At 64.6% G+C, this 25219-nt stretch carries 22 protein-coding genes; 14 read left to right on the plus strand and 8 right to left on the minus strand.

What is annotated here, in order from left to right; all coding sequences use genetic code 11:
• Window positions 1-122 precede the first annotated feature (122 nt).
• The 3 genes from NYR58_RS18370 to NYR58_RS18380 form a co-directional block, all read right to left on the minus strand.
• Complete coding sequence (locus NYR58_RS18370) at window positions 123-665, minus strand: peroxiredoxin (protein WP_261522614.1); 543 nt, start codon at window positions 663-665, stop codon at window positions 123-125.
• Window positions 666-856: 191 nt separating this feature from the next.
• On the minus strand, window positions 857-1465 hold the full coding sequence (locus tag NYR58_RS18375; RefSeq protein WP_261522615.1) for a LysE family translocator: 609 nt from the start codon (window positions 1463-1465) through the stop codon (window positions 857-859).
• 120 nt (window positions 1466-1585) lie between these two features.
• Window positions 1586-2515: a sugar phosphate isomerase/epimerase family protein gene (locus NYR58_RS18380; RefSeq protein ID WP_261522616.1), complete on the minus strand. Its 930-nt coding sequence runs from the start codon at window positions 2513-2515 to the stop codon at window positions 1586-1588.
• Window positions 2516-2750: 235 nt separating this feature from the next.
• Here NYR58_RS18380 and NYR58_RS18385 point away from each other — a divergent pair, with 235 nt between their 5' ends.
• A complete protein-coding gene (locus NYR58_RS18385; RefSeq protein ID WP_261522617.1) occupies window positions 2751-3908 on the plus strand; it encodes a fumarylacetoacetate hydrolase family protein in 1158 nt (385 codons plus the stop codon).
• 31 nt (window positions 3909-3939) lie between these two features.
• On the opposite strand, the gene NYR58_RS18390 is transcribed toward NYR58_RS18385, so the two are convergent.
• The gene (locus NYR58_RS18390) at window positions 3940-4338 is read right to left on the minus strand and encodes a c-type cytochrome (protein ID WP_261522618.1); all 399 of its coding nucleotides are present in this window, start codon (window positions 4336-4338) and stop codon (window positions 3940-3942) included.
• 357 nt (window positions 4339-4695) lie between these two features.
• Here NYR58_RS18390 and coxB point away from each other — a divergent pair, with 357 nt between their 5' ends.
• The 5 genes from coxB to NYR58_RS18415 all read left to right on the plus strand — a co-directional run bounded on the left by coxB (window position 4696) and on the right by NYR58_RS18415 (window position 9173).
• Window positions 4696-5514, plus strand: coding sequence for a cytochrome c oxidase subunit II (gene coxB / locus NYR58_RS18395; RefSeq protein ID WP_261522619.1), 819 nt, complete (start codon window positions 4696-4698; stop codon window positions 5512-5514).
• Between the two features lie 68 nt (window positions 5515-5582).
• Complete coding sequence (gene ctaD / locus NYR58_RS18400) at window positions 5583-7355, plus strand: cytochrome c oxidase subunit I (RefSeq protein ID WP_261522620.1); 1773 nt, start codon at window positions 5583-5585, stop codon at window positions 7353-7355.
• Complete coding sequence (locus tag NYR58_RS18405) at window positions 7352-8059, plus strand: cytochrome c oxidase subunit 3 (protein ID WP_261522621.1); 708 nt, start codon at window positions 7352-7354, stop codon at window positions 8057-8059. The genes ctaD and NYR58_RS18405 overlap by 4 nt, the downstream gene beginning before the upstream one ends.
• A 13-nt stretch (window positions 8060-8072) precedes the next feature.
• On the plus strand, window positions 8073-8795 hold the full coding sequence (locus NYR58_RS18410) for a heme-copper oxidase subunit III family protein (RefSeq protein WP_261522622.1): 723 nt from the start codon (window positions 8073-8075) through the stop codon (window positions 8793-8795).
• Window positions 8796-8804: 9 nt separating this feature from the next.
• Entirely contained in the window at window positions 8805-9173 is a 369-nt protein-coding gene (locus tag NYR58_RS18415; protein ID WP_261522623.1) for a cytochrome C oxidase subunit IV family protein, read from the plus strand.
• A gap of 37 nt (window positions 9174-9210) precedes the next feature.
• Here the strand turns inward: NYR58_RS18415 and NYR58_RS18420 are convergent, their stop codons facing one another.
• Together NYR58_RS18420 and NYR58_RS18425 are read right to left on the minus strand one after the other, a co-directional pair.
• The gene (locus tag NYR58_RS18420; RefSeq protein WP_261522624.1) at window positions 9211-10038 is read right to left on the minus strand and encodes a DUF2189 domain-containing protein; all 828 of its coding nucleotides are present in this window, start codon (window positions 10036-10038) and stop codon (window positions 9211-9213) included.
• 174 nt (window positions 10039-10212) lie between these two features.
• Entirely contained in the window at window positions 10213-10794 is a 582-nt protein-coding gene (locus tag NYR58_RS18425; protein ID WP_261522625.1) for a transglycosylase SLT domain-containing protein, read from the minus strand.
• A 134-nt stretch (window positions 10795-10928) separates the two neighbouring features.
• Here NYR58_RS18425 and NYR58_RS18430 point away from each other — a divergent pair, with 134 nt between their 5' ends.
• The 7 genes from NYR58_RS18430 (at window position 10929) to NYR58_RS18460 (ending at window position 21289) form a co-directional block, all read left to right on the plus strand.
• Window positions 10929-11603, plus strand: coding sequence for a TetR/AcrR family transcriptional regulator (locus tag NYR58_RS18430; RefSeq protein WP_261522626.1), 675 nt, complete (start codon window positions 10929-10931; stop codon window positions 11601-11603).
• A 202-nt stretch (window positions 11604-11805) separates the two neighbouring features.
• Window positions 11806-12420 carry a TetR/AcrR family transcriptional regulator gene (locus NYR58_RS18435; RefSeq protein ID WP_261522627.1) on the plus strand — a complete coding sequence of 205 codons (615 nt, stop codon included), beginning with the start codon at window positions 11806-11808 and terminating at the stop codon, window positions 12418-12420.
• 92 nt (window positions 12421-12512) lie between these two features.
• On the plus strand, window positions 12513-13601 hold the full coding sequence (locus tag NYR58_RS18440; protein ID WP_261522628.1) for an efflux RND transporter periplasmic adaptor subunit: 1089 nt from the start codon (window positions 12513-12515) through the stop codon (window positions 13599-13601).
• A gap of 21 nt (window positions 13602-13622) precedes the next feature.
• Window positions 13623-16748, plus strand: a complete 3126-nt coding sequence (locus tag NYR58_RS18445) for an efflux RND transporter permease subunit (protein ID WP_261522629.1) — start codon at window positions 13623-13625, stop codon at window positions 16746-16748.
• A gap of 212 nt (window positions 16749-16960) precedes the next feature.
• The gene (locus NYR58_RS18450; protein WP_261522630.1) at window positions 16961-18625 is read left to right on the plus strand and encodes a hypothetical protein; all 1665 of its coding nucleotides are present in this window, start codon (window positions 16961-16963) and stop codon (window positions 18623-18625) included.
• A gap of 31 nt (window positions 18626-18656) precedes the next feature.
• The gene (locus NYR58_RS18455; protein WP_261522631.1) at window positions 18657-19553 is read left to right on the plus strand and encodes an alpha/beta hydrolase; all 897 of its coding nucleotides are present in this window, start codon (window positions 18657-18659) and stop codon (window positions 19551-19553) included.
• A 2-nt stretch (window positions 19554-19555) separates the two neighbouring features.
• A complete protein-coding gene (locus tag NYR58_RS18460; protein WP_261522632.1) occupies window positions 19556-21289 on the plus strand; it encodes a hypothetical protein in 1734 nt (577 codons plus the stop codon).
• A 30-nt stretch (window positions 21290-21319) separates the two neighbouring features.
• Here NYR58_RS18460 and NYR58_RS18465 read toward each other — a convergent pair whose 3' ends face one another.
• Both NYR58_RS18465 and NYR58_RS18470 read right to left on the minus strand, forming a co-directional pair.
• Window positions 21320-21952 carry a hypothetical protein gene (locus NYR58_RS18465; protein WP_261522633.1) on the minus strand — a complete coding sequence of 211 codons (633 nt, stop codon included), beginning with the start codon at window positions 21950-21952 and terminating at the stop codon, window positions 21320-21322.
• 68 nt (window positions 21953-22020) lie between these two features.
• The gene (locus tag NYR58_RS18470) at window positions 22021-22881 is read right to left on the minus strand and encodes a LysR family transcriptional regulator (RefSeq protein WP_261522634.1); all 861 of its coding nucleotides are present in this window, start codon (window positions 22879-22881) and stop codon (window positions 22021-22023) included.
• A gap of 824 nt (window positions 22882-23705) precedes the next feature.
• On the opposite strand from NYR58_RS18470, the gene NYR58_RS18475 reads away from it, so the two are divergent.
• On the plus strand, window positions 23706-25219 hold a 1514-nt coding region (locus NYR58_RS18475), incomplete at its 3' end, for an Ig-like domain-containing protein (RefSeq protein ID WP_261522635.1).

Raw genomic sequence — 25219 nt, forward strand, 5'->3', positions numbered from 1 at the left:
CAACGAAATCCCAAACCCCAACAAACCCATAAAACAAAACCCCGCCGAAAATGACGGGGTTTGTCAGCGGTCTGAGCCCCGGCCTTGCGCCGGGGCTCGTGGTGTCCTGCCGGTGGACCGGCTCAGGCCGCCTGCTTGCGGGCGGTACGCAGGTGCTCCAGAATGTTCTGCGGCGAGGAGACGCCATAGGGATCGGTCTCGCAATTGTCGGAGAAGCCTTCCTCCTCGAACCATTCCTCGACGACGCCGTCATTGACGATTGCCGCATAGCGCCAGGAGCGCATGCCGAAGCCCAGATTGTCCTTGGCCACCAGCATGCCCATCTTGCGGGTGAACTCTCCCGAGCCATCGGGGATGAGCTTGATGTTCTTGATTCCCTGCGCCTTGCCCCAGGCGTTCATGACGAACGCATCGTTGACCGAAATGCAATAGATCTCGTCGATGCCCTCCGCCTTGAACTCGTCGTAGAGCTTCTCGAAATCGGGAAGCTGATAGGTGGAGCAGGTGGGGGTGAAGGCACCCGGTAGCGAGAAGAGCACAACCCGCTTTCCGGCGAAGTAATCGGCCGTGGTCTTGTTTTCCCAGCGATAGGGATTCGGGCCCTCGATGCTTTCGTCGCGCACGCGGGTGCGGAAGGTCACGTCGGGGACTTTTCTAAACTTCATGGTCAATCCTTCAACAACAAGATGCCGCCCCCGGAAGGCCGGGGCGGCTCGGGTTTGGCTGTGGTGTCGGTCCGGCCGCCTGGGAGGATGGCGCCGGATGTTGCACCGCAAATAGAACATGTTGCAGATGCGAAGCCAAGTGCGGCAAAGCGTCAATCCGTAGTCTGTTTGCGCCTTTTTTTACAGGCCGCCTACTGGCGCGACAGGGCCATCGACAGGCCGGAGGCCACCAGAACACCGCCCACAAGCCGGTTCAGGTGCACGAAGACGCTTCCCGATCTCAGCACCTTGCCGAGCGCCATGCCGGCCACGACGTAGAGCAGCACGGCCACAACCTCCAGGACAAGAAAGACCGCGCCCATGGCGGCAAGCTGGCTCCAGGCCGGCTGCGCCGCGGTGATGAACTGCGGAAAGAAGGCGGTGAAGACGGCTATCGCCTTGGGATTGCTGATGGCAATGAGAAAGTCGCGCCGCATCAGCAGCGCCACGGCCGAATCCTGAGATTGCGCGGCTGCCAGCGCCCTTGCCTTGCGCCAGAACTGGATGCCCACATAGACGAGATAGACAGCGCCGGCGAGCTTGACGATGGTGAAGGCCGTGGCCGAGGCGGCGAGCACCGCGCCGAGGCCGACAATCGTAACGAGGATGAGAAGGGCAAAGGCCGGCATGCGGCCGAGCCCGCCCAGCATGGCGCGGACAAAGCCCAGCCTTGCGCCATTGGCGAAGGCCAGCATGTTGTTCGGCCCCGGCGCGCAGTTGAGCGCGAAACAGGCGGGAATGAAGATCGACCAGGCGATCATGCTGCTGTCCTCGTGTCGGTTTCCATGGTCGGCGGCCGTCTGGCGCCGCCCGGCCCTTGGTAATCCATCCGGCCGAGGAAGACACGCGGAAAAATCGGTACTGGCCCGTTGCCGGCGCCGTCAGGCGGCGCGGGAGCGCTCGAAGGTTTGCGCCCTGGCAGCCAGCGCCCTGGTGGCCTCGACGGTTTCCTGCGCGGCATACCAGTAGCGCTTCTTCAGCTCGATGTTGAAGAGAACGCCCTGCGGAAACCGGCATTCGGCGATGATCGCCTCCCAGGGGATGTCGCCCCAGCCCACCGGCAGGTGCAGGTCGCCATGGCCATAGGCAAGCCGCTCGCCCTCGCTGAACATCCAGATGTCGTCCTGGCGGCCGAAGCTGTCGTGGATGTGCAGATGCCGTGCCCAGGGTGCCAGGGCCTTGACCTCGCCCAGGAAGTCGCCGCGGCGGCCGTCGCAGTCGAGCTTCAGATAGGCGTGGCTGAAGTCGAGCGTGGCCAGCACGTTGGGGTGGTCGATGGCCGCCAGCTCCGCGGCCAGCCGGGCGGGGGAGGAGGCGTGAATCCTTCCCTCATAGCCGCCGAACAGCGTTTCCACGCACAGGAGAACGCCGTGTCTGGCCGCGATGTCGCCGGCGCGCGCCAGCCATTCGCGCTGCCGCCCATAGGCCGCCTCGATGCCGGCCGCCTGCTGCACGGGCAGGAGGCCGGAATGCAGCACATAGTGCTCCGCCCCCAACTCTGCGGTCGCCTCCACGGATGCCTCCAGCACTTCCAGATGGCGCGGCAGCCGCCAGCTTTCATCCATGAAATTGATGGAAAGCGGCCCATGGACGGAATAGGCGAGACGGCGCCCGCCACAGGCCCGCTTGAGCGTGGCAAGCTGGGCGGTGCGGATTCGCCCGCCAATCACGACATCCATGTCGTAGAGCGGCAACTCCGCCGCTTCCACGCCCAGCGCCTCGATCGCATCGAGCTCCTCGGCAAAATCGCTCAGGTCATCGGCGCGTTTGTGCGCCGAGATGCCGGTTCCCGTCTTCGCTTTGGCTGACACCCTTCGCTCCCCGGCTTGCCGCGTCATGTGCGCACAAGGGTGGCCGCGCCATGTGTCAGCGGTCTGACCGGAGATGACATTTCATTGAAACCCCCCACCTTCCCGGGCGTTCGACCGGCAGCCGCACTGCGCGCGGGAAGCAAGATGCCCGATCCGGCAATTTACAGCGCCACGCCCGCGTCCTAAAGCACACGGAGGCTGCGTTGCGGCACGATGGCGATCGCGGGAGGAGAGGATGATCATCGAGGAACAGGAGATGGAGGCTGGCTGCTTCGTCGGCCGGGTCTGGAGACCGGACGTGCAGGGGCCTGCGCTGGTGGTGCTGCGCGAGGGGCGGCTGTTCGACATTACCTCGCGCGCCGCCCCCACCATGCGCGATCTTCTGGAAGAGGACGATCCGGCCGCCCTCGTGCGGGGGATGAAGGGCGAAAACCTGGCGGCCCTGGAAGAGGTCGAGGAAAATTCCGCGGACGGGCGGGCCACGCTTGAGCGGTTGCATTTCCTGTCGCCGTGCGATCTGCAGGCGGTCAAGGCCTGCGGCGTCACCTTCGCCCGCTCGATGATCGAGCGGGTGATCGAGGAAAAGGCTGTCGGCGATCCCGCACGGGCCGCGGCCGTGCGCGAGCGGGCGCGTGCCATCATTGGCGAAAGCCTTACCAGCCTCGTGCCGGGCTCGCCGGAGGCCGAGCGCGTCAAGCGTGCACTCATCGAGGAGGGCATGTGGTCGCAATATCTGGAAGTCGGCATCGGCCCGGATGCCGAGGTCTTTACCAAGGCCCAACCCATGGCGGCGGTGGGCTGGGGCGCTGCGGTGGGGCTTCATCCCATCTCGCGCTGGAACAACCCGGAGCCGGAGGTGGTACTGGCCGTCGACAGCCGCGGCCGCGTCAAGGGCGCCGCCCTCGGCAACGATGTGAATCTGCGCGATGTGGAGGGCCGTTCGGCCCTGCTCCTCGGCAAGGCGAAGGACAACAACGCCTCCTGCGCCATCGGCCCCTTCATACGCCTCTTCGATGCAGGCTACGCCATGGACGCGGTGCGCGGCGCGGAGCTCGAGCTGACCGTCAGGGGCGAGGACGGCTTCCTGCTCGAAGGGACAAGCTCCATGCGCGAGATCAGCCGCGACCCTCTCGACCTCGTCTCCCAGACGATCGGCCGCCACCACCAGTATCCGGATGGCTTCATGCTGTTTCTGGGCACGCTGTTTGCGCCGGTGGAGGACCGCGAGGCGCCGGGGCAGGGCTTTACCCACAAGACGGGCGACACGGTCGTCATCCGCGAGCCGCGCCTGGGCCGGCTGGTCAACACCGTGAGGCTCGCCACCGAATGCCCGGAATGGACCTTCGGCACCGCCGCGCTGATGCGCAACCTCGCTGACCGCGGGCTTTTATAGGCTCAGGGCAGCAACGATCGGGCTGTTCTGCCTAAGGCTTCGGATCCGCCTTGAGATAGGCGATCACATCGGCGATCTCCTGGTCGTCCTTCAGCCCGGCAAAGGCCATCCGGTTGCCGGGGATGAAGCTCTTCGGGTCGCGCAGATAGGCTTCGAGGTTTTCCTCGTTCCAGACGAGGCCGCCCTCTCCTGCCTCCTTCATGGCGGGCGAGTAGCGCGCGCCGAAGGATGCCAGCGTTCCCGCGGTACGGCCGAAGACGCCGAGCAGGGAAGGGCCGACCTTGTTCCTGTCCGTCTCCGCCTCGTGGCAGGCGCGGCACTTGTTGAACACCCGCTTTCCCGCCACCGCGTCGCCCTCGGCAAGCGCCGGCAGCGGGGCGAGCAGCGCCGCGGCAAGCGCCAGGCAGACGGTTCGCAGTCTCCTCGTCATGTCAACTCTCCTCCCTCGCAAGGCCATCGTTGCAGACGGCGTTCCCGTCCGGCGCCCCCTCGGCCCTCTACCGGGGCTCACAGGGGGATCAGGCCGAAGCCCACCAACAGCAGAACGGCCAGGGCTATTGCTATCACCAGCGACGTCTTCGGGTCCATCGCACGACCTCCGGGCGGTCCGAGCCGCAACCATAAGGTAGCGGAGAACGGTGGCCCGCGCCAGCGCGCAGAAGGGCGGCGGCAGGCCGCCGCCGGCGGCCGTGAGCCGAGCACACTGGATATTTGGAGGCATTTCAGGCATGATGGAGCCGGTTTCCAGGAGAGGGGAGGCGCTCCGGGGAGCCGGGAGGAACGACGGATGGCCGTCGCGCTGATACTCGTTCTGGTCGTTCTGGGCTCGATATTGTTTCATATCCTGAGCCCATGGTGGTGGACGCCCATCGCCTCCAACTGGAACTATATCGACCACACCCTCGTCATCACCTTCTGGATCACCGGCGCGGTCTTTACCGCGGTGGTGCTGTTCATGGCCTTCTGCGTTTTCCGCTTCCGCCACAGGAAGGGGGCGAAGGCAGCCTACCAGCCGGAGAACAAGCGGCTGGAGTGGTGGCTTACCGTGGTGACGGCAGTGGGCGTGGCCGCCATGCTGGCGCCGGGCCTTTATGTCTGGGCGCAGTTCATCACCGTGCCCGAAGATGCCAGCGAAGTGGAGGTGGTGGGCCAGCAATGGCAGTGGAGCTACCGCCTGCCCGGCGAGGATGGCCGGTTCGGCCGCGCCGACAACCGCCTCGTCACCTTCGAGAATCCGCTGGGGCTGGATCCGGAGGATCCCGCCGGCCAGGACGACATCATCATCGAGGCGGCGGATCTGCATCTGCCCGTCGATAGGCCGGTGAAGATGCTGCTGCGCTCGATCGACGTGCTGCACGATTTCTACGTGCCCGAGTTCCGCGCCAAGATGGACATGGTGCCGGGCATGGTCACCTATTTCTGGTTCACACCCACCAGGACCGGCACCTTCGAGGTGCTGTGTGCAGAGCTTTGCGGCACCGGCCACGGCTATATGCGCGGCACGGTGGTGGTGGATACGCAGGAGGATTTCGAGGGCTGGCTGGCCGGCCAGTCCACCTTCGCGCAGCTCTTAGCGCCAACGCGGCTCGGCGCGGCGGGCCCGTGAGCCGGGAGAGGGATGGGTTGAAAGGCGCTTGTCATGGACCATGTGCAAGCGCGTGAGGAGGTGAAGCGATGGTCGATGCCACACCTCGTTCGCACCGGGACGTGCCGCCGGCGGAAGTTCCGGAGGTCGAACTCTACCATCCGCGCAGCTGGTGGACGACCTATGTCTTCTCGCAGGATGCCAAGGTCATCGCCATCCAGTATGCCGGCACGGCAATCGCCATCGGCCTGGTGGCGCTGGTGCTTTCCTGGCTGATGCGCCTGCAGCTGGGGTTTCCCGGCACCTTCGACTTCATCACGCCCGAAGCCTACTACCAGTTCATCACCATGCACGGCATGATCATGGTGATCTACCTTCTCACGGCCATCTTTCTCGGCGGCTTCGGCAATTATCTCATCCCCCTCATGGTGGGGGCGCGGGACATGGTGTTCCCCTACGTCAACATGCTCAGCTACTGGGTCTATCTTCTCGCCGTCGTCGTGCTGGCGGCGAGCTTCTTCGCACCCGGCGGGCCGACAGGCGCCGGCTGGACGCTCTATCCCCCGCAGGCCATTCTCTCCGGTACGCCGGGCGGCAACGACTGGGGCATCATCCTGATGCTGGTGTCGCTGATCCTCTTCATCATCGGCTTCACCATGGGCGGGCTCAACTACGTGATCACGGTCATCCAGGGCCGCACGCGCGGCATGACGCTGATGCGCATGCCGCTCACCGTCTGGGGCATCTTTACCGCCACGGTGATGGCGCTGTTCGCCTTTCCGGCGCTGTTCGTGGCCTGCGTGATGATGCTGTTCGACCGGCTGCTCGGCACATCCTTCTTCATGCCGGCGCTGGTCGAGATGGGCGAGCTTCTGCGCTATGGCGGCGGCAGTCCAATCCTCTTCCAGCACCTGTTCTGGTTCTTCGGGCATCCGGAGGTCTACATCGTGGCGCTGCCGGCCTTCGGCATCGTCTCCGACCTCATCTCGACACATGCGCGCAAGAACATCTTCGGCTACCGCATGATGGTGTGGGCCATCGTCATCATCGGTGCGCTGTCCTTCGTCGTGTGGGCGCACCACATGTATGTGTCGGGCATGCACCCCTGGTTCGGCTTCTTCTTCGCCACCACCACGCTCATCATTGCCGTGCCGACGGCCATCAAGGTCTACAACTGGGTGCTGACCCTGTGGCGCGGCGACATCCATCTCACGCTGCCGATGCTGTTTGCGCTCGCCTTCATCGTGACCTTCGTCAATGGCGGGCTCACCGGCCTCTTCCTCGGCAATGTGGTGGTGGACGTGCCCCTGTCGGATACCATGTTCGTGGTCGCCCATTTCCACATGGTCATGGGGGTGGCGCCCATCCTCGTCATCTTCGGCGCCATCTATCACTGGTATCCGAAGATCACCGGCCGCATGCTCGACGAGCGGATGGGCCAGTTCCATTTCTGGGTCACCTTCATCGGAGCCTATGCCATCTTCTTCCCCATGCATTATGTGGGGCTGGTCGGCGTGCCGCGGCGCTATCCCGAGATCGGCGCCGAGGCCTTCATGACGGCGCCGGTGGGCGGCCTCAACGCCTTTATCTCGGTGGCGGCGTTCGTCGTCGGCTTTGCGCAGATGGTTTTCCTGTTCAACCTTTTGTGGAGCCTGCGCCATGGCCGCGAGGCCGGTTCCAACCCGTGGCGCGCCACGACGCTCGAATGGCAGACGCCCACCACCCCGCCGCCGCATGGCAACTGGGGGGAGGAGCGGCCCCTCGTCTATCGCTGGGCCTATGACTATTCGGTGCCCGGCGCACCGCAGGACTTCATCGCCCAGAACGATCCCTGGCCCGACAGGCCGGCGAGGCGGCCATGAGCGCCGTCCTCGTCTTCCTTGCCGTGGTGATCGGCTTTTCCTTCTGGTGGCTCTACCATCAGAAGGTGATGGAGAAGCCATGGCTGGAGCGGGGCGTGCACACCGCGCTGCCGGAAACCGATGTCTCCGGCATGCCGACGGCCAAGATCGCGCTGGCCGTCTTCCTGGCGGTGGTGGGCAGCCTGTTTGCCCTTTTCGCAAGCGCCTACTTCATGCGCATGAACTATGCCGACTGGCAGGCGCCGCCCATGCCCCGCCTTCTGTGGCTCAACACGGGCGTCCTCGTTATGGCCAGCGTCGCGCTGTCCTGCGCGGTGCGTGCAGCGCGCGACGGGCAGCGGGCGCTGGTGCGCCTGGGGCTTGCCGCCGCGGGGCTGGCGAGCCTTGTCTTCCTCGCCGGCCAGCTTTTCGCCTGGCACAGCCTTGCCGCGGCTGGCCACTACCTCGACGTCAATCCAGCCAACGGTTTCTTCTATCTGCTCACCGGGGTGCACGGGCTGCACATTTTGGGCGGGCTGGTGGCGCTGGCGCGCAGCATGGGACGGGCATGGACGCGTGAGGTGCCGGCCGAACGGCTGCGTCTCGGCGTCGAGCTGTGCGCAGCCTACTGGCATTTCCTGCTTTTCGTGTGGCTCGGCATTCTCGTTCTTCTGGCCGGCTGGGCGGGCGATTTGATCGCCCTTTGCCGGCAGATCCTTGCATAGGGGAGGGCTTTCGATGGGTGAGACCACGTTGAACGGCTTCGGAGCGAAACCCGCTCGCCCTTCCGGCCTGCGCGGGCTGGCGGCCGACTGGGCGTCGGATCAGCGCGCCTTCAAGAGCGCATCCTGGGGGAAGGCCATGATGTGGATCTTCCTGCTGTCCGATACCTTCGTCTTTTCCTGCTTCCTGCTCGCCTACATGACGGTGCGCATGTCCACCACCCTGGCGTGGCCGGATCCCAGCAGCGTCTTTGCCCTGCACATCGGCGGGGCGGATATCCCCCTCATCCTCATCGCCATCATGACCTTCGTGCTGATCTCGTCGAGCGGCACCATGGCGATCGCCGTGAACTTCGCCTATCGTCGCAGCCGCGGCCTGACCGTGCTGTTCCTGCTGCTTACTGCCGTGTTGGGCGCCACCTTCGTGGGCATGCAGGCCTTCGAATGGACGAAGCTCATTTCGGAGGGCGTGCGTCCGTGGGGCAATCCCTGGGGAGCGCCGCAATTCGGTGCCGCCTTCTTCATGATCACCGGTTTCCACGGCACCCACGTGACCTTCGGCGTGATCTTCCTGCTCATCGTGGCCGCCAAGGTCTGGCGCGGCGAATATGATCGCGGCACGAAGGGTTTCTTCACCAGCCGGCCCGGCGACTACGAACATGTGGAGATCATGGGCCTCTACTGGCATTTCGTCGATCTGGTCTGGGTCTTCATCTTCGCCTTCTTCTATCTGTGGTGAGGGATGGCCATGCCTGCCTCTTCGACCCCTTCTCATGAGACCGCCGCGCGCACGACTTCGCACGCCGAAGGCCAGCAGCACCCGATCCGGGTCTATCTCGTCGTATGGTTCTGGCTGTTCGTGCTCAGCGCCTGCTCCTACCTCGTCGACTATGTCGGCTTCGAGGGCTATCTGCGCTGGGGGCTCATTCTCGTCTTCATGCTGCTGAAGGCGGGACTCATCATGGCCGTTTTCATGCACATGGTGTGGGAGCGCCCGGCGCTCACCTATGCCATTCTCGCACCGCCGGTGGTTATCCTGGTCTTCGTTGCCATCATGGCGATCGAATCCGACTACACGGCGCTCTCGCGCATGACGTTCTTCTCCGGCGGCGGATAGGGCGCGAGCGCATCGGCATCGCGCCCGCCGCAAGGGCTCACGCCTTCTGCGCCTCCCGCTTCTTCGGCGCGGCGGAGACCACCGTCTTGCGGTAGAGATGCCAGGTGGCATGGCCGAGCACAGGGATGACCACCGCCAGCCCGACGAAGATGGGCAGCGAGCCGATCACCAGGAGAGCCGCGACGATGAAGCCCCAGAAGAGCATCGGCAGCGGGTTGGCAAGCATGACGCGCGCCGAGGTTTCGATGGCCGCATAGGCGCCGACGTCGCGGTCGAGCAGCAATGGGAAGGCCACGGCGGTGGTGCTGAGCACGATGAGCGCGAAGACGAAGCCGACGAGATTACCCACGATCAGAAGCGTCCACCCCTCGCTGGTGGTCAGCACCTCGGCGACGAAACCGAGGAAGGACTCCGGCACCCTGTCGCCATAGACCCATGTGTAGAGCGCCTGCGCGGTGAACAGCCAGACAAGGAAGATGATCATCAGCATGGCGCCCACGGCGACGATCGAGGGGATGGCGGGCGATCGCAGCACCTCGAAGGCATGGCGCCAGGAGGTGTCGAGGCCGAGCTCGCGACGGCGGCTGATCTCGTAGAGTCCCACCGCAGCAAGCGGCCCCAGAAGCGCAAAGCCGGAAATCAGCGGAAAGATGAGCTGCAAGGCCTGGCCGCTGGAAGCCCAGGTGAGCAGGATGACGCCCACGATGGGATAAATCAGGCACAGAAAGACGTAGTGAGAGGGCTTCTCCCAGAAATCATCCACGCCGCGGCGGAGCGCATCGACCACATCCGCAAAGCCGATGCTGCGCACCTTGGGGTGGGCGAGCGTTTTCTGGGCGCCTGCAACGACATGAAAACCTGCCATTTCCTTCCTCCCTCGAAAAGGGGCCGGGATGGCTGCGGCATGCGTCGCCGGTCGAATGGCCGGTCGCGCGAAACCGCAACCCCTGCCACGGGTTTTCATAGTACTATGAGAGGGCGGTCTTGTCGTTCACTTTTCCGAAAGTCGCAGTTGTGCTGCGGACGGCCTGCCCGCCTCCTACCGCCCGCAACGGCGCATCTGCCGCTCATAGTCGCGCGCCAGCGTGGCGGCCCTGGCGGCGGCATTCCTGGCATGTGCGTTGTTGCGCCAGCTTCCGCGCGCATAGCCGCCATGGCCGACATAATAGGCGAGATAGAGATTGTAGGCATCGTCGAGCGCAATGCCGTTTCGGCGATTGCTCTCGCGGTGGTACCAGCCGACGAAGTCCACCGCATCGGCGAAGTTGCTGCGCCGCGCGCCCCACCGTCCCGTCTGGCTGCGATATTCGTTCCACGTGCCATCGAGCGCCTGGGGATAGCCGTAGGCGCTGGACGGACGCTTCCATGGGATGAAGCCAAGCAGCTTCCTGCGCGGCGGGCGGGCATTGGCCTGGAAGCCGGATTCGGTGCGGATCGTGGCCATCAGCACGGGCACCGGCACGCCATAGCGGCGCTCGGCGCGCTTGGCGTCGTCGTACCAGCCGCCAAACCAGCCGTCCTTCTGGTCGAAGACAGCGCAAACATTGTTGATGTTGTGGGGCGTGGTGGCACAGCCCGCAAATGCCAAAAGCAGCAGAAGGATGGGCAGGGAGCGCAGCATGGCACCCGGATTACCGGCAAAACTCTAACAATTCCTAACCCCGACCTTGCCTCCGGGCCTTAAAAATGACATCCATTTGTTGGGGGCTAGCGCATTGCGCCTGGGCGCGGTGTGAAATGGGGACAGGAACGTTGATGACGCCACGGGAGCGCGCAAGCCGCCGGGCGGCGAAGAGTGCGGCTGCGCAGCTTGAGACCAAGCTGCTGCCGTCACAGGAGCGCGCAAGAAGCACTTTCGAGACGATTCTTCAGGTGACGGGTCTGCTTCTCGGAGAGGTGGGGGTGGAGAGGCTTTCCACCAACATGATCTGCGAACGCGCGGGGCTGACACCGCCTGCGCTCTATCGCTGGTTTCCCAACAAGTATGCCATCCTTGCGGAGCTTGCCCGGCGGTTGTCGCGCGCGCAGCTCGAGGCGGTGGAGAAACGCTGGCGCAAGCGGGCCGGAACGCCCCTGAAGGAGTCGGTCAGCGAGGTGGCCGACATCATGCGCGAACTCGACAGGGTGACGCGCAGCCAGCCGGGCGGCGTCTGGATCATGCGCGCCATGCGCGCGGTGCCGTTGCTGCACGACATTCGCAAAACCTTCCGCGAGCGGCTTGTCGCCATCGTTCGCGACGGGCTGCGCGTGCAGGGCCGGGAGGCGACGGACAAGGAGCTCGACATCGCTGCCTCCCTGATGGTCGAGGCAGCGCTTGCCGCCAACGAGATGGCGACGGAAGGGGATGCGGAAGATGTCGACGCCATCGCCGAGGAGACCGGATGGATGGTGGCGCTCTACGCCGACAAGCGCTGGGGTTCTCCCATGTGAAGGGCGTTCCCGCGCCTGCGGCAAGACGTCCCTCTCCGCCAAACACCTTCCACCGTGCAAGACGTGACCTGCCACCACGCTTCCAATACAATGCAGCGGCCCACGGCGATGGGATTCGCGCCCGTTCTCTGTACCAAGAACGCGTACAGGGTTGACAGTGTGAATAGTGACGAATAATAAAAATCGTCAGTTGGAGAATGCAATGAACCGACCCCAGCGAGTGCGAACCGACCCCGACGAGATGCGTGCGCGTATTCTCGAAGTGGCGGAGGAGTATTTTCGCCGCGTCGGCTATCAGAAGACTTCCGTCGCGGACATTGCGGCCGAGCTCGGCATGAGCCCGGCCAACATCTACCGCTTCTTTCCCTCCAAGAGCGCGATCAACGAGTCGATCTGCGGGCGTGTGACGCGGGAAATCGTGGATCTTGCCTTCTCCGTGGCGCGCACCAGGGCGCCGGCCTCCGAGAAGCTCGACCGGCTCCTGATGGCGGTTCACCGCCACAACAAGGCGACGCTGATCAAGGAAAAGAGGACCCACGACATGGTCGTCGCGGCCATGGAAGAGAACTGGCCGGTGATCAAGGCGCATGTCGAGCAGCTAGTCACGATCATCGAAGGGGTCATCCGCGAAGGCGTCGAGGCCGGAGAGTTCTCGGTCGATGATCCGGTGGAGACGGCGCGCGCCGTGAAGCTGTCCTTCCTGCCTTTTTTCCATCCGCTGCTCATCCAGCAGTGCATCGAGCAGGGCGAGGACACCGAGGCAAACCTGCGGGTGCAGATCCGCTTCATCCTGAAGGCTCTGGGCGCGGCGGAGTAGGAGAGGCAAGCGCCGCCCGAGCTTTTCTACGCCAAAATTGTGATGAATAACGTCAAACGTTAATTGTAATCATTCAAGAGGCGAGGCGAAACATGAAGACGAAGGCGGGTAGGTGGATTGCGGTTCTGGCAGCCGCGGGAGCACTCGCCGCGTGCAGCGACGGGCAGGTCGTGGAGCAGCCCGATCCCGTGGTGCGTGTGGCCACGGTGGAGCTTGCGCCGCTGGCGCAGACCCGCACCTACACCGGCACGATCGTGCCGCGCATCGAGGTTGCGGAGGCTTTCCGGGTGGACGGCAAGCTGGCGGCCCGCCTCGTCGACGTGGGCGACCGTGTCAGCGAGGGCCAGGTTCTGGCGCGTCTCGATACCGCCGATCTCGAACTGCAGCTTCGCCAGAGGCAGGCGGAAATGGCCGCAGCACGCGCCAATCTGGCCACCGCAGAGGCGGATCTGGCGCGCGCCCGCCAGCTTTTCGAGCGTGGCCACGTCACCGAGGCGACGCGCGATGCGCGCCGGCTCGCCTTCGAGGAGGCGCGTTCGCGCCTCGAACAGGCCGAGCGGGCTGTCGCTCTTGCCGCCAACCGGATGGACTATGCGGTGCTGAGAGCTTCCGCCGACGGTGCCGTCAGCGCGGTGATGGCGGAGGCCGGCCAGGTGGTGGCAGCGGGCCAGACCGTGGTGAACCTTGCCCGGCTCGACGAGAAGGAAATCGAGGTGGCGCTACCGGAGGGCCGGCTGGCCGATCTCGAAGGGGCGCGGGCGCAGGTGGAGCTCTGGGCAAACGGTGCCCGGTTTGCCGCGCAGTTGCGCCAGGTGGCGCCGGAAGCCGATCCCGCAAGCCGCACCTATCGTGTGCGCTTTTCCATTCCGCAGGCCGACGAGACGGTTCGGCTGGGCATGACGGCCACGCTGTCGCTGACCAAGGGCGCGCCCGACCCCGTGGCACGCATTCCCATGACGGCCCTTCTCGACGACGGCCGCGGGCCGGTCGTCTTCGTGGTCGATCCCGCCTCCAGCACGCTCGAACGCCGGCCGGTCGTCGTCGAAGCCTACCGTTCCGAGGAGGCGATCGTGAGTGCGGGCCTCAAGGAGGGCGAGGAGATCGTAACGCTCGGCGTGCAGAAGCTCGAAGACGGCGCTCAGGTGCGGGTGGCCCGCACCCGGACCGCCAGCACCCGTTAGACCCCGGACCGGAGAAGGGCGATGCAGGGTTTCAATCTTTCCCGGTGGGCGGTGACCCACCAGACGCTGGTGCTGTTCCTCATCATCGCGCTGGCTGCCGGCGGGGTGTATTCCTACAGCCGCCTGGGCCGGGCCGAAGACCCCAGCTTCACCATCAAGGTGATGGTGGTCTCCGCCTTCTGGCCGGGCGCGACGGCCGACGAGATGCAGCGCCAGGTGGCCGACCCCATCGAAAAGACGCTGCAGGAAATCCCTTTCTTCGACAAGGTGACCACCTATTCCAAGCCCGGCTCCACCTTCATGCAGGTGCAGCTTCAGGATACCACGCCGCCGGGCGAGGTCGCGGACATCTGGTATCAGGTCAGAAAGCGCGTCGGCGACATCCGCAGTGCGCTGCCGGCCGATCTGGTAGGCCCGTTCTTCAACGACGAATTCGGAGACGTCGACAGCGCGCTCTACATGCTGTGGGGCGAGGGGGCTTCCATGCGCGACCTGAAGGACGCGGCGGAGGCGATGCGCCAGCGCCTGTTGCGCGTGCCCGATGTGGAAAAGGTGCGCTTCTACGGCGAGCAGGAAGAGCGCATTTTCGTGGAGTTTTCCCACGCCAAGCTCGCGACGCTGGGGCTCGACCCGCAAGCGATCTTCAACGCCATCGCCGCGCAGAACGCAGTAACGCCGGCCGGTGAGATCGAAACGGCCTCCGACCGGGTGTTCCTGCGCGTGGAGGGCGCGTTCGACGGGGTGGAATCCGTGGAGGCGGTGCCGATCGTGGCCAATGGTGCCGTGTTCCGGCTGGGCGACGTCGCGACCGTGCGCCGCGGCTACGAGGATCCACCTTCCTACACGGTGCGTCATGAGGGGCATCCCGCCATCGCCATAGGCGTCGTCATGGCGGAGGGCGGCAACATTCTCACGCTTGGCCGGAACCTGGAGACGGCGATGCAGGCCGTCCGCACCGACCTGCCGGTGGGCATGGAGGTGGAGCTCGTCGCCGATCAGCCGGAGGTGGTGAAGGAATCGGTCGGCGAGTTCGTCAAGGTGTTCATGGAGGCGCTTGCCGTCGTACTTGCCGTCAGCTTTCTTTCGCTCGGCTGGCGCACCGGCATCGTCGTGGCGCTCGCCGTGCCGCTGGTGCTCGCCATCGTCATGATCGTGCTCGACATGCTGGGCATGAGCCTGGAGCGCATCACGCTCGGCGCCCTCATCATCGCCCTTGGCCTTCTGGTGGACGACGCCATCATCGCGGTGGAGATGATGGTGGTGAAGATGGAACAGGGCTTCGACCGGCTCAAGGCGGCAACCTTCGCCTGGACCTCGACGGCCTTTCCCATGCTCACCGGCACCCTGGTCACGGCGGCGGGCTTTCTGCCCGTCGGCTTTGCCCAGTCGACGGCGGGCGAGTATGCCGGCGGCATCTTCTGGGTCGTCACCATCGCGCTGATTGCTTCCTGGTTCGTGGCCGTCATCTTCACGCCCTATCTGGGCGTGAAGCTTTTGCCGGACTTCCGCAAGGGACAGGTTGCCGGCGGCGAGAACCACCACGACATCTACGATACCCGCCTCTACCACGTGCTGCGCGCGGTGGTGGACTGGTGCGTCTCATGGCGCTGGTTCGTCATTGCCGCCGTCATTGGCCTCTTTGCGGTTTCGGTCTGGGCCTTCGGCTTCGTCCAGCAACAGTTCTTTCCCACCTCGCCGCGGCCGGAGCTGATGGCCGAGATCCGCCTGCCGGAAGGCGCGCCGTTCAAGGCTACGGAGGCTGCGGCGCGGGAGCTCGAAGCGGTGGTGGCGGCCGATGAGGAGGTGCTCACCTACGCCACCTATACCGGCGGCGGGGCGCCGCGCTGGTTTCTCGCCTCGAATCCGGAACTGCCCAAGCCCAACTACGCCATCATCGTCATGTACACCGAGGATGCGGCGGCGCGCGACCGGGTGAAGGCGAGGCTGCAGGACTATGTGCACAATGGTGGGCTGCCGCAGGCGCGCGTGCGCGTCACCGAGCTCGTCTTCGGCCCGCCGGTCGGCTTTCCCGTCCAGTTTCGCGTCATCGGTCCCGATCCTTTGGAGGTGCGGCGAATCGCCTACCAGGTGCGCGATATCATGGCGGAGAATCCAAAGGCGCTCGGCGTCAATCTCGACTGGAACGAACAGGCCAAGTCGATCCGCCTGGAAGTGGACCAGGACCGCATCCGCGCGCTGGGGCTCAGCACGCGCGATATCGGCCGCACCCTGCAGACGCTCCTTTCAGGGGTTTCCGTCACGGCGGTGCGCGACGGCATCGAGGTGGTGGACGTGGTCGTGCGCGCCGTGGAGGAAGAGCGGCTGGATCTCGCCCATCTCGGCGACCTGACCATTGCCACGCGGGACGGCGCGCCCGTGCCGCTGTCGCAGGTGGCGCGCATCGTCTACGAGCACGAGGAGCCGATCCTGTGGCGGCTCAACCGCGACATGCTGATCACCGTGCGCGCCGACGTGCCGGCGGGCGTGCAGCCGCCCGATGTCTCCGCCGAGATCTGGCCCAACCTGCAGCCCCTGATCGAGCAGCTGCCCGTCGGCTACCGCATCGAGATGGGCGGGTCGATCGAGGAAAGCGCCAAGGCGAATGCCGCACTCTTCGAGATCTTTCCGCTGATGGTGCTTGCCATGCTGACGATCCTTATGGTGCAGCTTCAAAGCTTCTCGCGGCTGGCGCTGGTTTTCGCCACCGCCCCGCTCGGAATCATCGGCGCCACGTTCGGTCTTCTGCTTTTCAACCAGCCCTTCGGCTTCGTGGCGCTTCTGGGGCTCATCGCGCTGGCCGGCATGATCATGCGCAACACGGTCATTCTCGTCGACCAGATCAAGGCCGATCTCGACGAGGGCCGGCCGGAATGGGAAGCGATCATCGAGGCCACCGTGCGGCGCACGCGTCCCGTCGTGCTCACCGCGCTTGCGGCGATCCTCGCTATGGTGCCATTGTCGCAGAACGTGTTCTGGGGGCCGATGGCCTTTGCCATCATGGGCGGCCTCACGGTTGCCACGGTGCTCACCATCCTTTTCGTGCCGGCGCTCTACGCCGCCTTCTACCGGGTGCGCCGCCCCGCCCCGGGGCAAGAGGAGAAAGGAGAGACGCAGCATCTTCTGCCCTTCCCGCAGGCGGCCGAATAGACCGGGCAACGCCCCGGCATCCGCCGGGCTTATGTTGCGCATTAGGCCGGCGGCGATGATCATCCGCGCCCGATGCCGCAAGCGGCAGACCTCGAACCTGCGGGAAGACAGATGACGTCATATCGGGCAGGCTCCGCCGCCGGCGGGGGCTTCACGCACAGTTTCTGCCGCTGCGGGCTGGTTGACCGCTGCGAAACGCCGGGTGCGCGCCGTTGAAACCCGCCAGCCTTCCCATTCTGCTCATGCGCATGCGCGCACATGTCGAGAAGCAAGCGACGCCGCTTCCTTCTCCATGGCCCACCTTTGTGCTCTTCTTCTCGTTCACCGACGGCAAGCAGCGGGCCGAGGTCGTCACCGTCACGGGGCCGGATTTTGCAACGGCCTGGAGAAAGGGCTCGCAGCGCGTGCAGCGCCTTGCCGCCGCCAAGAAGCTGAACGGCCGATGGCTGCGCGTGGACTGGGTCACCGAGGTTGAGGAGATGACATGGAGCGCGCTGCGCGCGCTTCTGGAGGTGACCAAGCGCAACTACTTCCGACGCGGCATCTCGCTCGACCGCGGCTTCAAGCATGCGTTCCTCGAGATGGAGCTGAACGCCAATGCGATGCTCTATGGCGGTGCGGCGATCTTCGGCGCGGTGTTGAACACGGCCAACTTCCAGCGTTATGCCGCCATTCGCCACGGGCTGAAGGATCTCGACTTCCCGGACGAGGGTCAGGTGCAGGTCTTTACCACGCTGGGCGCCTTTGCCGCCATCGGCTCGCCGGAGGTGTTTTCGCTGAGCGGTACGGATCTGTATGCCGGCCGGCGCGTCATCGAGCGCCTGACGCCGGACCATGTGCGCGCGCTCGTGCAAAGCGGCAGCTCCTATCTTGCCACGCAGGTGGGGCCGGAGGGACGCTTCATCTACGGCTGGCACCCCTGTTTCGACCGGCAGATCAACGCCTACAATGCCCTGCGTCACGCCAGCTCGCTCTATGCGATGGTCGAAGCCTGGGAGGTGACGCGTGACCCGGTCCTCAAGGAAGCGATCGACCGGGCGCTCGGCTATCTGACCGACGTTCTCATCAAGTCGGTGGAGACGAAGGACGGCAAGATGGCCTTCCTGGTCGACGAGCGTGGAGAGATCAAGCTGGGGGGCAATGCCGTCTGCCTGCTCGCGCTCGTCAAATATTCCGAGGTGACGGGAACCGAACGCTATCTGGCGCTTCTGGAGCAGCTTGCCCTCGGGATCGTTCACATGCAGGATCCGGAGACCGGCAAGTTCTCCCACGTGCTCGTCTATCCTTCGCTTGCGCTCAAGGAGGCGTTTCGCGTCATCTATTACGAGGGCGAGGCGGCGTTCGGCCTGATGCGGCTCTACGGGCTGACGCGCGACCCGCGGTGGCTTCAGGCCGTCGAAAGGGCATTCGAGCACTTCATCAAGGCCCAGCACTGGAGAGCCCATGACCACTGGCTGAGCTACTGCGTCAACGAGCTCACCCGCTATCGGCCGCTTGAGAAATATTACCGTTTCGGCATCCAGAACTTCATCGGCCATCTCGATTTCGTGATCGAGCGCATCACCACCTTTCCGACGCTTCTCGAATTGATGATGGCGGCCCAGAAGATGGTCTCCCGCCTGCAGCAGCAGGAGGACATGCGGCACGTGCTCGACCGCGTCGACATCGAGAAGTTCTACAGGGCGCTGCATACGCGGGCGCACTATCTCCTCAACGGGCATTTCTGGCCGGAATTCGCCATGTTCTTCGCCAGGCCGGAACGCATCGTGGGCAGCTTCTTCATCCGCCATCATGCGTTCCGTGTCCGCATCGACGATGTGGAGCATTATCTCTCTGGCTACGTCGCCTATCTGAACTACCTGGAAAACGAGAGCTAGAGGTACCGTGGCTTCGGCAGCGAAGGACACCATGCTCCGCACACTGACTTGCCTTGCCCTGCTCGCTGCAACGGTTGCGATGGCTGCTGCCGCCGGCACCTTCGCGGAGCCGCTGCCGTGGAACTGGCAGGCCGACCGTCAGCGCTGCCCCGTTTCCGATGGGGCGGTGTGGGCCGACTATCCTCAGGGAGAGGAGTGCATCCGCTATTTCATCGGCGGAGATGTCGAAGGTGCCCCATTGGCCATCGTCATGCTGCGCGGTGACCGGGATTTCCTGATGAACCTGCCGCCGGAGGAGATTACCGCCAATACGGCACAGGAGCAGCAGGCGCTCGCGGACGAGGCCGCGCGGCGCGCCGGGTTGCCTGTTCTGCTTGTTTCGAGACCCGGAACCTACGGCTCCAGCGGCGATCACGGGCACCGCCGGCAGGAAAGCGAGTTTCTGGCGCTCGACGCTGCGCTGGACCTATTGCGCGCGCGCCACGGGATCGGCCGGCTGGTCCTGCTGGGCCACAGCGGCGGGGCGACGGCGGTGGCCGCACTCCTGACGCTGGGGCGCACGGATGTGGCCTGTGCGGTGATGACTTCCGGGGCCTTCTCGCTTCTTGAGCGGGCACGCATGGTGCGCGAACAGAACGGCATGGAGCCGCGTCCGGGCTTCGACCTGACCGGTCTGCCCGAGCCCTATGACCCGCTGGAACATGTGGATGGCATTGCGCACGATCCGGAGCGCACGATGATCCTGATCGGAAACCTCAACGACAAGGTGACGCCCTTTTCCCTGCAGATCAAGTTCGCGCGCGCCGTGCGGCGCGCCGGGCACAAGGTGCGGATGGCGACCTATCCGGCGCGCCCGCCGAAGTTTCACAATCTGGGCGATACGATCGGCCTGACCGTGGCGGCGCGCTGCGCCCGCGGCGAGCTGTGAGCATGGCGGGGCGACTCGACGGAACGGACGCGGCCTCCCTGTGGGAGAGCCTGCGATGGCTGGCGGGAATCTGCCGCTCCGCGCTTGCCGCCACGCCCGGCCAGGGGCTTGCCTCCGTCCTTTTCAGCGTGATGTCGCAGGTGGCGTTGCTTGCCGCTCTGCTGCTGCCGTGGAAGCTGCTCGTCGTCGTCAGCGCCAATGCCTTTCCCACCACGCTGCCGCGCTTTCTTTCGGCCTACGAGACGCGCGAGCTCGTCCTGATCTTGAGCCTGGCCACCCTTGCGGCCTTTCTCCTGCACATCGCGTGCGAGGCGGGCATCGGCTATGCCGCCCGAAGGGGTGCTGAGGCGGTGTTGGAGAAGAACGGAAAGACCGGCCTCTTCACCGGCCATCGCGAGCAGGCAGCGAGGCTTTATCAGCGTCTTCTGCGCACACTCGGCGCGGGCGCCTGCTGCCTGCTCATCGCGTTGTGGCTTGCGCTTGCCTATCCGCTTCTTCTTCTGGCGCTTCTCCTCTACCTCGCCTTTGGCCTCGCGGCCGTGCGCTACTGCAGCGCGCTGCCACTGTGGCGCAAGCACCGCCCGCCACAGGACCTTGTGAGCAAGGCCTGGTGGGGCGGCGGTTTTCTTTACTTGGTGGCCTGGGTGGTGGCCGATTACTGGCGCGGCACCCTGCCGGGGCTGGCCACGGCCTTCATCGCGCTGGTTCTGGCCAGGCAGGCACTCGTGATGTCGGCGCAGATCCTTCATAGCCTTCTGGCGCTCAACCGCGACCGCAGCCGGATGGAGGCGATTTTTCTCGCCCATGCCCCCTGGGTCCCCAAGCCACAGCGTGACGGCGGTTTTCAGGCGCTGCTGGAGCCTGCAGCCAGCCAGACATGGGTTCGCGATCTTCTGAGCGGTTACGAGGGGAGCAGGCCCGGCCCGCTGGAGATTGCATGCCGGCCGGCAGAGGGCGGGAAGATCATCTATCTGACGGCTGCGATGGCGCAGGGCGAAAGGGCCTATCTGCTGAAGCTCTACCATCGCTCCAGCGAAACCGTGGCGCAGCATGAAGCCGAAGCGCTGCGCGCGGCCACGCCTTCCTGGCCGGCGCCTGTCCTGCTCGGTGAACACAGGGTGGAGGAGCATATCTGCCTGGCCTTTCCATGGCACAGAAAGATGCGCTGGATGTGGGCTGCCGAGCGTGCCTCCTGGCTGCAGGTGCTGCGCGGGCGGCTGCTCGAATGTGCGCTGCCGCCGGAGCTGGTGCAACGTTACGATCGCAGCCATCCCTCGCTTTCCCAGCGGCTGCAGGATGTCGACTGGAGCTTCCTGCAGGCCTTTTCCACATCGGGCGAGACGGGCGCCCTGTGCGACGCATTGCAGGGCCGATGGCCGGATATTCTCGAGGCGCTCGATGCCATGCCGCGGCAGCTTGTTCTTGCCAGTCTGGACCGGCGGATGATGGCGACCGATGCGGCCGGCACCGCGCCGGTCATCTACAACTGGACCCGCTGGCGCTGGGAGCCGGTGGGGGCTGCCTGGCCCTTCAAGCGGCATTCCGTCGGCGAATTGGGCGACATTCTGAAAAAGGCCGCCGCCGCGCGCGAGGATCTGCGCGGCGTGTCGACCGAAAGCGCGATGCGCGCTGCACTGCTCTTCGAATTCGAGAGGCGCCTGCAATCGCGCGACTTCCTGGGTGCTCTCGACCTTGTGCCCACCATCCATGGTCGATGCATGGAGGGTGTGGGATGACCGCCCGTGGCGACCTGCTCGCAGACCGGCCTACATCGCGATCCGCCCTGCAAGGAAGAGCATGACGAGAAGGGCCGTCACCACCGGCGGGACGACCACCAGGCAATAGACCGGCAGGGCGGGGGTGACGTCCATGCCGCGCTTGCGGCGGTCCCGCCTGTTCTTGTGCAGGCGGCAGGCGCCGACCGCGCTTATGCTCATCAATGCCGCGATGAACAGACCGGTGAAGCTTGCCATATCGCGCAACGCCAGAAGAACGAAGGCCGCGATGACGGCAAGGAGGAACGGGCTGAACACCGTTTCCACCAGCGCATCGAGCACGGCATCCTGCAATCTGTATCTCGGCTTGGCGTTGAACGTGTCGGTCATTTCACGCGCCGATGTCGCCTCGGTTGCGGTGCGGGCCGCGGCAGGGCCGCGGGCGTGGCGAGCGTTTCGGGCGGACTGGCCTTCCGCCTCCTGCATCGGCAGGGCATTGTTCGGCTGCCCCGGCGGATGCCGGCGCGCACCGCCCGAGAGCTCCATGTTCAGAATAACCCGCGTCTGTGTCGCAATATCTTTCATATATCGACTGATAGATATCTGTTTACGATATTCACCGACGGAAGTCATGGTCTCCGTCGCACCGGCTGATTGCCCGGGTGGGGATGTGCGAGCCGCCATGGCAGGCGCGGCCTCGCGCCCGCGAGAAGAGCTTGCCTGGCCTCTGCCCCTTCCTGAGGGTGGGCCCCTCAGGCGATCTCGCCTGAAATGGCCTCGAAGATCTGGCAGGCCTTCTTGTAGGGCACGAGCTTCTTGTTGAAGAACAGGCCGAACCTGATGTGGCTCGTATCCGGTATTCTGGGAACGACTCGGATCTTCTCTCCCGAGGGGAGCGTGCTGAGCGCAAACTTCGGAATGGCGATGCAGCCGACGCCGGCGGAAACCAGATGGATGCGAACGAGGCTGTCGTCGACACGGCTTGCCACCTTGTAGCGGATCTGCGCCTCTCTCAACGCGCGCTCGGCATAGTATGAATAGGGCGACAGGGCAGCTTCGAGGATCACCGGAATCGGGTTCAGATGGATCTTGTCGGCGATCTCCTCGGCGAGCGCCTCGGATGCCACCCAGACCAGGGGCACATCCGTCATCAGGTCCATCTCGCTTTCGTGATGGAACAGCGGGCGCAGGACGGCGTCCAACTCGCCATTGTTGTACATCTCTGAAAGGTTCAAAGTGCGGCCGATGAGCACGTCGAACTCTTTCTCAAGCTCGATGAACAGCTCGATATTGCTGCAATAGCGCGCCGCGACATATTCCGAGATGCCGAGGCGCAGCTTGCCGATATCCTTTCCGAGCGCGATGCAGCGCATCGCGTCGATCGGTTCCATCATGGCCGAGATGGCGCGCGCGGCCTCGTTCGAGCGGATGGCCAAGCGGGCGCCGTTGCGCGCCACGACGGGAATGCCTGTGAGCTTCTCGAAGCGAGCGATCTGCTGGGATACCGCGGACTGCGAAATGCCGAGCCTTTCGGCAGCAACGGTGACGCTCTTGGTGGTAAGAACCTCGCCGATGCATCTAATCGTGCCGAGAGACAGACGCTCGATATCCATGTATGCACTCCTCATCTGGTGGCAAGGGCGCGCGATCCGTGGCGGGGTAGGCGCATGTATAGCCCGGTTGGCCGAATGATCCTTATACCAGATAGGGGTTATACAGGAATAATCAATATGCCACCGGGCACCGTTTGCGCACGATGGTTACATATTGTCCTTTCGCGCAGCGCGGCGGGTGAACACTGTGGTTCCTGCGCTGCAGCCGCTTTTCCCTTCGCGCCCAAAGGGCGGTTTCGGGTAAACCTGCCTTCCCGGCGCGGCCTTCCGTCGCTGGCGAGCCCGGGCTTGCGTGACGCATTGCCCATTCAGCGCAGGAGAGCGCTAATGCGCAAGGTAAGCGGCGCGGCGAGAAACGGGCCGGGTGCGTTCTCTCCCACGATCCGTGCAATGGCGAATCACCGTGTGTTTACCCCTGTTCCACAGGGCGTCGATCGATGCGTTCCGGGTCGGTTCGGCCATCCGCCCCGATATAGGAGCTTTCAGCGGAACCTATGGCATCCCGACCGCATCTTGGTGATGCCGTCCGAAAAACGCATTTATTATATGGCGTTGCGCGTACGCACCTCGAATCTTGCTCCGAACCTGCCAGCGCGGGGCGTGACATGAGAGACACACCCTCCTGCCTTCTTCGAAAAAGAGTACGTATACAGCAATTCTAATGTTGCCAATAAGCCGTTTAGCGTTGTGTATGCCGCAAGACTGCCGGGTGCTTTCCATGCGGGGAGTTTCTGTGTGGAGGGGTGTCCGGCAGGTCCGATGCAGGGGCGTATACGCTTTCTCGTCGGGCTGAATATTGGAAACTAGATTGGAAAAGGTCCGTCATGGAAGTTCGTGCAGAGATTGTTCGCTCCGGGTCCACCGAGCCCGTCGCACGCCTGCTGAGCGGGATGGCCCCGGCGCTCGACGTCGGGTCGGTCTCGCGTGTGGCGTTGGATGTGCCGGTGAGCGCGGTGGTGGCCTATGAGCGCCAGGGCGCCGATTTGTTTATTCGATTGAGCAACGGCGAGCTGGTCCGCCTTGTCGATTTCTTCCGCGTGGATGCGGACGGCTCGCCCGTCCTGTGGATCGCCTCCGAGGATCCGAACGCTGAGGGCGGCGACTGCTACGCGGAGATCTGGTTCGCAGACACCAATGAAGGCGTGCTGACGCCGACGATCACGGGTGCCGCGTGTGAGGCCGGCGGCGCTGCCGGCGGCGGTGTTCTGCCGCTGGTGCTTCTGGGTGGCGCCGGCGCGCTGCTCGCGGCTACCGCGTCCTCCAGCGGCTCCGACGATACGGATGCAGATGCGGATTCTGATGCTGACGCGGATTCTGATGCTGATGCTGATGCCGATGCTGATGCTGACGCTGACGCGGATGCTGACTCCGACGCGGATAGCGATATCGAGATCACCGATCCCGATGGTGATGGTCGTCCGCAAGTCTCCGGTACCACCCAGCCTGGCGCTACGATAGAAATTAAGTGGCCCGATGGCTCGACTTCGACTGGGACGGCCGACAAGGACGGCAATTTCACGATCGAGGCGCCGACCGTCCAGCCCGAAGGTCCGATCGACATTACTATCACGGACAAGGACGGCAATGTGATCGATCAGATCACCATTCCATTTAACCCGGACGAAACCGACGCGGACGCTGACTCTGACGCGGACGCCGATGCTGACGCGGACGCCGATGCTGACGCGGACGCCGATGCTGACGCCGACTCGGATGCGGATGCGGATGCTGACGCGGATGCGGATGCGGATGCGGATGCTGACGCCGATGCGGATGCGGATGCGGATGCTGACGCCGATGCGGATGCGGATGCTGACGCCGATGCGGATGCGGATGCTGACGCCGATGCGGATGCTGACGCGGACGCCGATGCGGATGCGGACGCTGACGCTGATGCGGATGCAGACGCCGATGCGGATGCGGATGCCGACGCCGATGCGGATGCAGACGCCGATGCGGATGCGGATGCCGACGCCGATGCGGATGCCGACGCTGACTCTGATGCGGATAGTGACATCGAGATCACGGATGTCGATGGTGACGGTCGCCCGGAGGTCTCTGGTACCACCAAGCCTGGCGCTACGATAGAAATTCAGTGGCCCGACGGTACAATCTCGACCGGGACAGCGGATGAAAACGGCAAATTTGTAATTGAATCGCCGAGCGTGCAGCCGCCCGGTACGGTTGATATCATCATCACGGATTCAGAAGGTAACATCATCGATCAGATTTCAATTCCGTATGAACCTGACGATACGGACGCCGATGCTGACTCGGATGCGGACGCGGACGCCGATGCTGACTCGGATGCGGACGCGGACGCCGATGCTGACTCGGA

Origin of the sequence: Chelativorans intermedius (assembly GCF_025398255.1) — a bacterium.
GTDB lineage: Bacteria > Pseudomonadota > Alphaproteobacteria > Rhizobiales > Rhizobiaceae > Chelativorans > Chelativorans intermedius.